The sequence below is a fragment of the Oxalobacteraceae bacterium OTU3CAMAD1 genome, assembly GCA_024123915.1.
Lineage (GTDB): Bacteria > Pseudomonadota > Gammaproteobacteria > Burkholderiales > Burkholderiaceae_D > Rugamonas.
Genome location: CP099650.1, coordinates 5,917,930 through 5,929,927, shown reverse-complemented (window position 1 = coordinate 5,929,927; position 11,998 = coordinate 5,917,930). Strand labels below are relative to the sequence as shown.

Here is an 11,998-nt window from a genome sequence, read left to right as displayed (position 1 = left end):
CATCCACGGACTTACCCAATGAAGCTACGCGACTTGCGCATCGGTTGGCGCACCCTGATTCAGGAACCGGCATATTCGCTGTCGGTGATACTGGGCCTGAGCATAGGTTTGGCAGCCTCCCTGCTGCTGTTCGGCTTTGTGAAGTACTCGCTGGACTACGACTCGCATGTGCCGGACGTCGACAACGTCTACGTCGTCACGCAGCGCTACCACGTCGATCCCAAATCCCCGCTGTACGACGTTGCACCGATGTTCTTGCGGTCGGTGGCCATGGCCACGCCCGGCGTGGTCGACGCCACCAGCTTCTTCCCATCGCGCCCGCAAACGGCTCCCCTTGTGATCAGCATCGACAATCGCAAGCTGCAACTGCAGGGGCTCTATGTGCTGCCCGGCTTCGCCGACATGCTGGGATTGACGGCGCTGCAGGGGAACCTGCGCGTTGCGCTGGATCAGCCGGACAGCATCGTTCTCACCGAAGCCTCGGCGGTGCGGCTGTTCGGCACGGCGAATGCGATAGGCCGCACCATGCAGGCCGAACGCCAAGTGGTCCGCGTCGGCGCAGTGGTCGCCACGCCACCGGCCAATACCACGATTCCGTTCGACTCGCTATTGGGCGTTAATTCCGCGCTGGTGGACAAAACCGTTCGCAACGAAATACTGACCGGGGAATTGGGCTGGATGGGCAAGTTGCTGATCCGCGTGAAGCCCGGCGTTTCGCTGGCGGCAATCACGGACGCGTTTCAGCAAGTGGTCGACCGTACGCCCAGTATCCAGAACCATCCGCCGGAAACGCTGGAACGGCTGGGCAAGCGCAAGGTGATGGATCTCGGCCTGTCGCCGCTGCGGCGCGCCTATTTCGACAAGGATGTCGAAGGCAGTCGTGTCTTCGTGGCGGGAAAACGCGGCGACCCGGCCGTTATCGCCGGTCTGACGGCGATTGCGGTATTGATCCTGGTGCTGGCGGCCATAAATTATGTCAACCTGGCGACGGTGCGCGTTTTGCGCCGCCAGCGCGAGGTCGCCATGCGTAAGGTGCTCGGTGCCGGCGTCGGCAGGATCGTGCTGCACTTTCTCATGGAGTCGCTTGCGGTATCGCTGGTGGCGACGACGGTCGGCTTGCTGCTGGCCTGGTTGGCACTGCCGATTTTCTCGGAACTGGTCAACCGTGACTTGTCCAACATGCTCTCCCTGGCCAACATCGTGGCGGCGACGGCACTGGGCGTCGCGCTTGGCGTGTTGACGGCGATGTATCCGGCCTGGATCGCGGTGCGCGTGTTGCCGACGCAAGTACTGGCCGGCCGGCCCGGTAACGAGTCCGTCGGCGGCATGCGTTTCCGGCGGATATTGACGGTGGTGCAAATAGCCACCGCGATGGGCTTCGCGGGCATCACCGCCGCGATCGCGTGGCAGACCGAGTTTGCCATGCGGTCGTCGCCGGGGTTTGATCCCGCTCCGTTTCTGATTGTCGATTTGCCGGCGCCGGTGCGCTACAGCGACCCTGCACGCGCCTTCATCACGGCGCTGAAGACACAACGTGGCGTGGAGGGCGTGGCGTTATCGGAAGATCCTGTTGGACGGCTCGACAACGCGTGGACGCGCGAACTACGACGCGAGGGGGGCTCCGGTGCGGGTATGGAGATGAAGGGCGTCAGCGCAAATTTCTTCGAGCTTTACGGCATACGGCCGCTCGCCGGTCGTTTGTTCCAGGCCGCGTTGGACCAGGAAGACGATCCGGTGCCGGTGGTGCTCAATGCTGTCGCCACGCGGGATCTGGGCTTCGCGTCGCCGGAGGCCGCGGTCGGAAACATCGTTTTGTTCACCGATTACGAGAACAAGATTGTCCGCAAGCGCGTGGTCGGCATCGCCCCGGATCTGCATTTTCACTCGCTGCGCGAAGCTCCCCGCGCCACTGCCTATGAGCTCTGGACAGCCAGCACCACGCTCAGCGTGCGGACAAGCGGCTCGCCGGCGCAGGTGGAGAGCATGGTGCGGGAGCTATGGCCCAGGTACTTCCCGGACGCGATCATGAAGACATATCGCGCCCGGGACATCCTCGCGGTCAACTACGCCGACGATGCCCGCCTGGCCAAGCTGCTGGCGATCGCCACATGCATCACATTGTTGATCGCGGCTTTTGGGACCTATGTCCTGTCGGCCAACACGGTACAGCGCCGCGCCAGGGAAATCGTGTTGCGCAAACTGCACGGGGCCGGGAGGTCCGCCATCGCCATGCTGGTGGTGCGGGAGATAGGGATGCTCATCCTGATCGCCTCGATGATCGGCCTGCCGCTGGCGGCGCTGGGAATCAGGCGTTATCTGTCGACGTACGTGGTGCAAGCGCCGATCGGCTACTGGACGTTACTGCTGGCGCTTTCGCTGACGTGGGCAATCGCGCTGATCGCGATCGCGCGCCATACCTGGCTCGCGATGCGCATGGTGCCGGTGCGTGCACTGCGCATGTGAGTGCGCAGCTGGATGCCGGTCGACCGCTTACAGTGGCATGTGCGGGCTGTTGGCGTACGGCGCGCCTGCCAGCTCGAACGCGCGGCGGATCAGGGCTTTCCAGTCGATGGCTTTGGACATCGGCGCTGTGATGGCTTGCTGGGGGGCGGGGTAGGTAATCATATAAACTCCTTTGTACGGCTTTTTGCGATAACTGCAGTCTAGCCGTTCCCAAGATATAAATATAATTTTAAATTTCGATATTCGATATTCAGGTTATTTATGACCTCTGTCATTGAACCTGCGCGGGGCCTGTGGTGGCTACAGGCTGGCGAGGAGCTTGAACTGCGCCGCGCGCCGGCGCGAGACCTCGATCCGCAACCCTTCGCGCAATGTCAGATCCAGCCCGCCGGCGTCGTTGGGCGTCACCTGCTCGATGTCATCGAGGTTGACGATGTGGCGGCGGCTGGCGCGGAAGAAGCGCTGCGGATCGAGCCGCTCTTCGAGCTGGTTCAGGGACCGCAGCAGCAGCGGCTTGTGCTGGCCGAAGTACACGCGCGTGTAATTGCCCTCCGACTCGAACAGCCGCACGTCCTGCAGGCTGACGAACCAGCATCGCTCGCCGTCCTTGATGAACAGTTTTTTCGCCACCGTGGGCATGAGCGCGCTCGCCGCCGCCGAGTATTCCAGCGTGCGCCGGAGCCTCAACGCACAACGCTGCAAAGCGGCCGCCATGCGCGCCGCCTGGATCGGCTTTTGCAGATAGTCCAGCGCGTTGACCTCGAACGCTTGCAGCGCATACTGGTCGAACGCGGTCGTGAAGATGACCTCCGGGGGCTCGTCCAGCGCCGCCAGCATATCGAAGCCGCTGCCGCCGGGCATTTGCACATCCAGGAAAACCAGGTCGGGTTTGAGCGCGGCGATCTGTTGCACGCCGTCCGCCGCGTTGACGGCTTCTCCCACGATCTCCACTTCGGGATGCGCCGCCAGAAGGCGCCTCAATTCGGCGCGCGCCAGCCGCTCGTCGTCGATCAATACCACCCGCATCACGCGGCCTCCGGTAAGGTCATTGTCGCCCGCACCCAGCCGCTGTGTTCCGTCAAATCGAGATTGGCGCCGGAACCCAGTACTAGTGCCAGTCGTTTGCGGGTGTTGACCAGGCCGACCTTGGTCGAGTTGGCGAAGGGGAGTATCGCGCCCAGGTTGGCGATCTCGATGTGAATCATGCCGTCGCCGGTGCGGTAGGCACGTATCTTGATCTCGCTGCCGGTGGGGCTGGCCTCGACGCCGTATTTGACCGCGTTCTCCACCAGCGTTTGCAGCGCCATCGGCGGGATGCGCACCTGCTCCAGTCCCACGCCGATGTCGACACTGACCTGCATGCGTTCCTCGAAGCGGATTTTCTCGATCGCCAGGTAGGCTTGCACGGCTTCTACTTCCGCCGACAGCGGCACCGTGTCGTTCTGGCCCGACTGCAGGGCATAGCGCATCACGCTTGCCAGCTGATCGACCATTTGCGCTGCCGCGTTCTGGTCTTCGTAGATCAGCGCGCGCACGCTGTTCATGCTGTTGAAGAAAAAATGCGGATTGACCTGCGCCTGCAAGGCGCGCAGTTCGGCGTCCTTGGCGCTGATCTCCAGCCGCAACGCTTCGGCTTCGAACCGGTTGGCGCGGCGCACCGCCAGCACCGACATGTAGCAGGTGTTCCACACCAGATGGATGGTCCACCACGAAATCAGCGCGCCGGGTAGCCAACCGATACCACGCACCGGGCCAAATGGTTTGATGACCAGGAAGCCGACGTATTGAACGCCAGTATGGATGGTGCCGAGTACCAGGATGGCCACGGCGATGGTTTTCCAGCTGATGCGGATGCCGCTGCGGATGCGCCGCTTCAGCATCCGGTGCCAGATGTCGGAGATCGCCAGGCCCGCCACCGCTCCCCAGTAGCCTACCGCCAGCATGGCCAATGGGCGCGGACTGGATGGCGTCATGGACACCATCATGATCGGCAGGGCGTTCCAGCCGACCAGCTGCAGCAGCCAGTACCAGTTGAAACGGGCGAGCAGCGGGCGGTCGTTCTTCATATGCGGCTTAGTTCAGGAATTGGTCGATCCGATCATACATCCAGGCCGGATCGTCGTACATGATGAAGTGACGGGCGTTGTCCGACAGTTCCACCTTGACGCCGTCGAGCCGCTGGTACTGGGTTTTGTACGTCTGTTCGAACATCGGTTTGATGCCGTAGTCCTTGTAGGCGATCCAGCTGCCCAGCACCAGTGTCGGCGCCTTGATGCGGCTGACGTCCTGGCGCAGGTCATCCGACATCAGGTCGGCCATCGCATTGATGACGGTGACGCGGTCGGAACGTTTTCCCCAGGCCGCGACGCGGTCGATGTCTTCCTGTTTGGTGACCATCGTGCGCAGCATTTGTTGTTGGCCGGCGGCGGCCGTCGCGGCGTCCTGCGTCATCATCTTGCTGCGCATGCCTTCGCCCATTTCCTTCAGCTGGGCGCTGGTGGCGCTCGGCATTTGGGCGGCGCCCAGGGCGGGCAGGGAGTCGACGATTATCAGGCGGCCCACCTGGTCCGGATGGTCGGCAGCAAGCTTCAGGCCGAGAAAGCCGCCGAGGCTATGGCCGATGATGACTGGTTTCTTGAATTTTTGGGTGGAGATGTAGTCGCTCAGTTGCTGTTCGACTGCCGGCAGCAGCGGGCCGTCGATGGCGGGCACGCCTGCGAAGCCGGCCAATGTCAGTACGTGGCATTGGTATTTTCCGCCGCCGCAGTAGTGCGCCACGGTGCCGTCCCATACCTCGCCGGACGAGGCCAGGCCGGGGATCAGGATAAGCGGCGCGCCGGTGCCGGTGACTTTTACCTGGAAGGCGGAGGGCGCGGCGCTGGCGGTTGCCGACAGCAGCAGGCCCGCAGTGAGGGTGATGGCGGTGGACAGACGGGTGAACGTGCTTCGTTTCATGGTTTGATTCCTCCTGTACCGCTATCCTAATGGCGTCTCGCGATATCGGAACCGACGAAGTGATGACCGGTCCCCAGCCGGGATGAGCGGCGCTCCGCTGTTTCGCGTTCAATTCGATTCGACGTGACCGGTTTCGTCGCGCAACCGGCGCCACAGCGTGGTGCGGCTGATGCCAAGATAATCGGCGGCGGCGTCGCGCCGGCCGCCGAAGCGGGCCAGCACTTCGGTCGCGCTTTCGACGCGTGTCGGTTTTATCGGCGCGGCCTGTTCGATTTGAGTCGTCGGCATTTCCAATTCCGGCGCCACGCTGAGAACAAACGCCGGCGTCAACGCCTGCAGCGGCTCGGCGGCGAGAAACAGGGCCAAGCGCTCCGTCAGATTGCGCAGCTCGCGCACATTCCCCGGCCAGTCGTAGCGCCGCAGCAGCGGTGCGCAGGCGTTCATCTCCGCATGCAAATTCGGATGCGGGCGCGCGCCCAGCGATGCCATCGCGTTCTTCAGGGACCACTCGGCCAGCGTCATCACGTCTTCCGTACGTGCGCGTAGCGGCGGCAGCGACAGCCGCAGCACCGCCAACCGGTAAAACAGGTCGGCGCGGAAGCGGCCTTCGCGCACGCGCTGTTCCAGGTCGCAGTGGGTGGCGCTGATAATGCGCACATTGACCGGAATCGGCCGCGTGCCGCCAACGCGCACCACTTCCCGTTCCTCCAGCACGCGCAGCAGGCGGGTTTGCAGCGCCAGCGGCATCTCGCCGATTTCATCGAGGAAAAGCGTGCCGCGATTGGCCGCTTCAAACAGGCCGGCATGGCCGCCGCGCCGGGCGCCAGTGAATGCGCCTTCCTCGTGGCCGAACAATTCGGATTCCAGCAGCGATTCGGCGATCGCGCCGCAGTTGACGGCGACGAAGGGCCGGTTCTGCCCCAGGCTGCGCGGGCTTTCGCGGTGGATCGCTTGCGCCACCAGTTCCTTGCCGGTGCCGGTTTCACCTTGGATCAGCACAGTGGCCGGCGACTTCGCATACAGCACGACGGACTGCCGCAGCGTCTCCATCGCCTGCGATTCGCCGCGCAGATCGTTGAGGCCATGCCTGGCGCGCAGGGTGTCGGTCACCACCGCGCCGCGCGTGCGCGCGCGGTTCGATTCCAGCTGCGTCAGGCGCGCCATTTCCAGCGCGTCGTCGAAGGCGTGGCGGATCGAGGCGGCGGAGTAGACGAATACCCCCGTCAGTCCCGCTTCCTCGGCCAGGTCGGTGATCAGGCCCGCGCCGACGATGGCCTTGATGCCGGCCGCTTTCAGATCGTTGATCTGCGCCCGCGCGTCTTCCTCCGTGGCGTAGGTGCGCTGCGCTACATCGAAGCCGAAGGTGCCGGCGAATTCGGCCAGTTCCGGCAAACGCTCCTGATACGTGATGACCCCGATTCTGTCCGATACGCGTCGCGCCCGGGCCAGCGCCTGCATCACGTCGAAGCCGCTGAATTTCGCGATCACCACCGGCACCGACAGGCGGCCTTTCAGATACGCGGCGTTGGAGCCGGCGGCGATGACGGCGTCGCAGCGCTCGGTGGCCATGCGCTCGCGGATGTGGCGCGCCGCCTCGTCGAAACCGAGGTTGATCGGTTCGATCGTGGCCAGGTTGTCGTATTCGAGCGTGATGTCGCGGAAGAGATCGTAGAGGCGCGACACCGATACGGTCCAGATGACCGGTTTATCGTCCGGATCGAAGGGAAGGGGCATGGAATGGCGCATGTTCCAATTGTAGCGCAATCGTTGCATGATATGTTTCGACGTTTCACCGTGAAACAAATATGAAACGTCGGAGAAAGCTAAGTATTTGATTTATATCAAAGAGTCGGGTGGCATGCCCCTTGCAATAACATTGCAAGTTCAATGCAATCCTGAAAGGTCACAAACATGAGTCAATATTCCGCAGGCGCCGCCTTCCGCAAAGCTGTTCAGGAAGAATCCCCGTTACAGGTGGTCGGCGCGATCAACGCCAATCACGCCTTGCTGGCCAAACGCGCCGGCTTCAAGGCGATTTATTTGTCGGGCGGCGGCGTGGCGGCGGGTTCGCTCGGCCTGCCGGACCTGGGCATCTCGAACCTGGACGACGTGCTGACCGACGTGCGCCGCATCACCGATGTTTGCGATCTGCCGCTGCTGGTCGACGTGGATACCGGTTTCGGCGCGTCCGCGTTCAATGTGGCGCGCACCGTCAAGTCGATGATCAAGTTCGGCGCCGCCGCGATGCATATCGAAGACCAGGTCGGCGCCAAACGTTGCGGCCATCGTCCGGGCAAGGAGATCGTCTCGAAGCAGGAGATGGTCGACCGCATCAGCGCCGCCGTCGACGCGCGCACCGACGATAATTTCGTCATCATGGCGCGCACCGACGCGCTGGCGGTCGAGGGACTGGACGCGGCCATCGAACGCGCCGTCGCCTGCGTGGAAGCGGGCGCCGACATGATCTTCCCGGAGGCGATGATCAGCCTCGATATGTACAAACAGTTCGCCGCCGCCGTCAAGGTGCCGGTGCTGGCCAACATCACCGAATTCGGTTCGACGCCGCTGTTCACCGTGGACGAATTGCGCGGCGCCGATGTCGGCCTGGTGTTGTATCCGCTGTCGGCTTTCCGCGCCATGAACAAGGCCGCCGAAAACGTCTACGGCGCGATCCGCCGCGACGGCACCCAGCAGAATGTCGTCGATACCATGCAGACCCGCGCCGAGCTGTATGAGCGCATCAACTATCACAGCTTCGAGCAAAAGCTCGACGCCCTGTTTGCGGCCCAAAATTCCGCTCAAAACGGGACACAGAAAAAATAACAGGAGACCAGACATGACCGAAACCACTTTCAAACCAAAAAAATCCGTTGCGCTGTCGGGCGTCACCGCCGGTAACACGGGGCTGTGCTCCGTCGGCAAAACCGGCAACGACCTGCATTACCGTGGCTACGACATCCTGGATGTGGCCAACTCCTGCGAGTTCGAGGAAATCGCCTATCTGCTGGTGCACGGAAAACTGCCCAACGAGGCCGAGCTGCGCGGCTACAAGGCCAAGCTGCGCTCCCTGCGCGGCTTGCCGCAGGCGCTGAAGTCGGCGCTGGAGGCGCTGCCGGCGTCGGCGCACCCGATGGACGTGATGCGCACCGGCGTCTCGGTGCTGGGTTGCGTGCTGCCGGAGAAGGACGACCACAACGTGCCGGGCGCGCGCGATATCGCCGACCGCCTGATGGCGTCCTTCGGTTCGATGCTGCTGTACTGGTATCACTTCAGCCACAATGGCAAGCGCATCGACGTGGAAACCGACGACGATTCCATCGGCGGCCACTTCCTGCATCTGCTGCACGGCTTCAAGCCGTCCGACAGCTGGGTGCAGGCGATGCACACGTCGCTGATCCTGTATGCGGAACACGAATTCAACGCGTCGACCTTCGCCGGGCGCGTCATCGCCGGCACGGGGTCGGACATCCACTCGGCCGTCACCGGCGCGATCGGCGCGCTGCGCGGCCCGAAACACGGCGGCGCCAATGAGTTCGCGTTCGAGATCCAGAAGCGCTACGAGAATCCGGATGAAGCGGAAGCGGACATCCGCAACCGGGTCGCCAACAAGGAAGTGGTGATCGGCTTCGGCCATCCGGTGTACACGATCTCCGATCCGCGCAATGTCGTCATCAAGGAGGTGGCGCGCAAGCTGTCGCGCGAGGGCGGTTCGATGAAGATGTTCGATATCGCCGAACGCCTGGAGACCGTGATGTGGGAAGTCAAGAAGATGTTCCCGAACCTGGACTGGTTCTCGGCCGTGTCATACCACATGATGGGAGTGCCGACGGCGATGTTTACACCGTTGTTCGTCATCTCGCGTACTTCCGGTTGGGCCGCGCATATCATCGAGCAGCGCATCGACAACAAGATCATTCGCCCGAGCGCGAACTACGTCGGCCCGGAAGATCTGCAATTCGTGCCGATCAAGGACAGGAAATAAATGAATACCTTATTCCGCAAACCTTTGCCGGGCACCCAGCTGGACTACTTCGACGCGCGAGCCGCCGTCGACGCGATCCAGCCAGGCGCTTGGGCCAAACTGCCTTACACATCCCGCGTGCTGGCCGAGAATCTGGTGCGCCGCTGCGATCCGGCGACCTTGAACGCCTCGCTCGGCCAGTTCATCGAACGCCGCCGCGACCTGGATTTCCCGTGGTTCCCTGCGCGCGTGGTGTGCCACGACATTCTCGGCCAGACCGCGCTGGTCGACCTGGCCGGCCTGCGCGACGCCATCTCTTTGCAAGGCGGCGATCCCGCGCTGGTCAATCCGGTGGTGCCGACCCAATTGGTGGTCGACCATTCGCTGGCCGTCGAATGCGGCGGCTTCGATCCCGATGCCTTCGACAAGAACCGCGTGATCGAGGACCGCCGCAACGAGGACCGCTTCGATTTCATCAACTGGACCAAAAAAGCGTTCAAGAACGTCGACGTTATCCCGCCGGGGAACGGCATCCTGCACCAGATCAATCTGGAGCGCATGTCGCCGGTGATCCAAACCGTGGACGGCGTGGCCTTCCCCGACACGCTGGTCGGCACCGATTCGCACACGCCGATGGTCGATGCGCTGGGCGTCATCGCCATCGGCGTCGGCGGACTGGAAGCGGAGAGCGTGATGCTGGGCCGGGCGTCTTGGATGCGGTTGCCCGACATCATCGGCGTCGAGCTGACCGGCAAGCCGCAAGAAGGCATCACCGCCACCGATACGGTGCTGGCATTGACCGAATTCCTGCGCAAGGAAAAGGTCGTGTCGTCGTACCTGGAGTTCTTCGGCGAGGGCGCCGCCCACCTGACATTGGGCGACCGCGCGACCATCTCCAATATGGCGCCGGAGTACGGCTCCACCGCCGCGATGTTCTACATCGACGAGCAAACCATCAAGTACCTGAAGCTGACCGGCCGCGATGATGAACTGGTCAAACTGGTCGAGCTGTACGCGAAGGAAACCGGCCTGTGGGCCGATGCGCTGAAAACCGCCGAATACGAGCGCGTATTGACGTTCGACCTGTCGTCGGTGGTGCGTAATATCGCCGGTCCGTCGAATCCGCACAGCCGCGTGCCGACGTCGGAACTGGCCGCGCGCGGCATCAGCGGCGTGGTGGAGAACGAACCGGGCATGATGCCGGACGGCGCCTGCATCATCGCCGCCATCACCAGCTGCACCAACACCAACAACCCGCGCAATATGATCGCCGCCGGTCTGCTGGCGCGCAACGCGAACGCGCGCGGCCTGACCCGCAAGCCATGGGTGAAAAGTTCGCTCGCTCCCGGCTCCAAGACCGTCACCTTGTATCTGGAGGAGGCGGGGCTGATGCCGGAGCTGGAGAAGCTGGGCTTCGGCGTGGTCGCCTACGCCTGCACGTCGTGCAACGGCATGTCCGGCGCGCTCGATCCGGTCATACAAAAGGAAGTGGTGGAGCGCGACCTGTACGCCACCGCCGTTTTGTCGGGCAACCGCAATTTCGACGGCCGCATCCACCCGTATGCGAAGCAGGCCTTCCTGGCGTCGCCGCCGCTGGTGGTGGCGTACGCGATCGCCGGCACCATCCGCTTCGATATCGAGAAGGATGTGCTGGGCCACGACGCCAATGGCCAGCCGGTCACTTTGAAGGACATCTGGCCCTCGGACGAGGAGATCGACCGCATCGTCGCCGCCAGCGTCAAGCCGGAGCAGTTCCGCAAGGTCTACATCCCGATGTTCGCCAAGCAGGAGGACGATGGCCTGAAAGTGAGCCCGCTGTACGATTGGCGTCCGCAGACCACGTATATCCGTCGCCCGCCATACTGGGAAGGCGCGCTGGCCGGCGCCCGTCCGCTGAAGGGCATGCGTCCGCTGGCGCTGCTGGGCGATAACATCACCACCGACCATCTGTCGCCGTCGAACGCCATCATGCTCGATAGCGCCGCCGGCGAGTACCTGGCGAAAATGGGCCTGCCGGAGGAGGACTTCAACTCCTACGCCACGCACCGTGGCGACCACTTGACCGCGCAGCGCGCGACCTTCGCCAATCCGACACTGAAGAACGAGATGGTGCGCGGGCATGACGGGAAGGTGATGGCCGGTTCGCTGGCCCGCATCGAGCCGGAAGGCCGCGTCACGCGCATGTGGGAAGCCATCGAGACCTATATGGAGCGCAAGCAGCCGCTGATCGTCATCGCCGGCGCCGACTACGGCCAGGGCTCGTCGCGCGACTGGGCGGCGAAGGGCGTGCGGCTGGCCGGCGTGGAGGCGATCGTGGCCGAGGGCTTCGAGCGCATCCACCGCACCAATCTGGTCGGCATGGGCGTGCTGCCGCTGGAGTTCATGCCCGGCGTGAACCGCTTGACGTTGGCGCTGGACGGCACCGAAACCTATGACGTGATCGGCGCGCGCACGCCGCGTTCGACCTTGACCCTCGTGATCAATCGCCTCAGCGGCGCGCAGGTGGAGGTGCCGGTGATCTGCCGTCTGGATACGGCGGAGGAAGTGTCGATCTACGAGGCGGGCGGCGTGCTGCAGCGCTTCGCCCAGGATTTCCTTGAATCCGTGAAGGCTGCGTGA

At 63.4% G+C, this 11,998-nt stretch carries 8 protein-coding genes; 4 read left to right on the top strand and 4 right to left on the bottom strand.

Annotated features, from left to right (window positions below; translation table 11 throughout):
* Positions 1–18: 18 nt before the first annotated feature.
* On the top strand, positions 19–2,463 hold the full coding sequence (locus tag NHH88_25300; GenBank protein ID USX12950.1) for an ABC transporter permease: 2,445 nt from the start codon (positions 19–21) through the stop codon (positions 2,461–2,463).
* A 300-nt stretch (positions 2,464–2,763) separates the two neighbouring features.
* Here the strand turns inward: NHH88_25300 and NHH88_25295 are convergent, their stop codons facing one another.
* From NHH88_25295 to prpR, 4 genes are all read right to left on the bottom strand, one after another.
* Positions 2,764–3,489, bottom strand: coding sequence for a LytTR family transcriptional regulator DNA-binding domain-containing protein (locus tag NHH88_25295; GenBank protein ID USX12949.1), 726 nt, complete (start codon positions 3,487–3,489; stop codon positions 2,764–2,766).
* Complete coding sequence (locus NHH88_25290) at positions 3,489–4,529, bottom strand: histidine kinase (protein ID USX12948.1); 1,041 nt, start codon at positions 4,527–4,529, stop codon at positions 3,489–3,491. The genes NHH88_25295 and NHH88_25290 overlap by 1 nt, the downstream gene beginning before the upstream one ends.
* A 7-nt stretch (positions 4,530–4,536) precedes the next feature.
* Positions 4,537–5,418: an alpha/beta hydrolase gene (locus NHH88_25285; GenBank protein USX12947.1), complete on the bottom strand. Its 882-nt coding sequence runs from the start codon at positions 5,416–5,418 to the stop codon at positions 4,537–4,539.
* Positions 5,419–5,526: 108 nt separating this feature from the next.
* Complete coding sequence (prpR, locus tag NHH88_25280; GenBank protein USX12946.1) at positions 5,527–7,152, bottom strand: propionate catabolism operon regulatory protein PrpR; 1,626 nt, start codon at positions 7,150–7,152, stop codon at positions 5,527–5,529.
* Positions 7,153–7,329: 177 nt separating this feature from the next.
* Here prpR and prpB point away from each other — a divergent pair, with 177 nt between their 5' ends.
* The 3 genes from prpB to acnD are packed head-to-tail and all read left to right on the top strand — an operon-like array spanning position 7,330 to position 11,998.
* A complete protein-coding gene (prpB, locus tag NHH88_25275) occupies positions 7,330–8,241 on the top strand; it encodes a methylisocitrate lyase (protein USX12945.1) in 912 nt (303 codons plus the stop codon).
* Positions 8,242–8,254: 13 nt separating this feature from the next.
* Positions 8,255–9,400 (top strand): 2-methylcitrate synthase, encoded by a 1,146-nt coding sequence (prpC, locus tag NHH88_25270; protein ID USX12944.1) that lies wholly within the window; start codon positions 8,255–8,257, stop codon positions 9,398–9,400.
* Positions 9,401–11,998: a Fe/S-dependent 2-methylisocitrate dehydratase AcnD gene (gene acnD, locus NHH88_25265; protein USX12943.1), complete on the top strand. Its 2,598-nt coding sequence runs from the start codon at positions 9,401–9,403 to the stop codon at positions 11,996–11,998.

Excerpts from the sequence above, each read along its gene's own strand:
- NHH88_25300 (USX12950.1), top strand. The coding sequence starts at position 19 with ATGAAGCTACGCGACTTGCGCATCGGTTGGCGCACCCTGATTCAGGAA.
- NHH88_25295 (USX12949.1), bottom strand. The coding sequence starts at position 3,489 with ATGCGGGTGGTATTGATCGACGACGAGCGGCTGGCGCGCGCCGAATTG.
- NHH88_25290 (USX12948.1), bottom strand. The coding sequence starts at position 4,529 with ATGAAGAACGACCGCCCGCTGCTCGCCCGTTTCAACTGGTACTGGCTG.
- NHH88_25285 (USX12947.1), bottom strand. The coding sequence starts at position 5,418 with ATGAAACGAAGCACGTTCACCCGTCTGTCCACCGCCATCACCCTCACT.
- prpR (USX12946.1), bottom strand. The coding sequence starts at position 7,152 with ATGCCCCTTCCCTTCGATCCGGACGATAAACCGGTCATCTGGACCGTA.
- prpB (USX12945.1), top strand. The coding sequence starts at position 7,330 with ATGAGTCAATATTCCGCAGGCGCCGCCTTCCGCAAAGCTGTTCAGGAA.
- prpC (USX12944.1), top strand. The coding sequence starts at position 8,255 with ATGACCGAAACCACTTTCAAACCAAAAAAATCCGTTGCGCTGTCGGGC.
- acnD (USX12943.1), top strand. The coding sequence starts at position 9,401 with ATGAATACCTTATTCCGCAAACCTTTGCCGGGCACCCAGCTGGACTAC.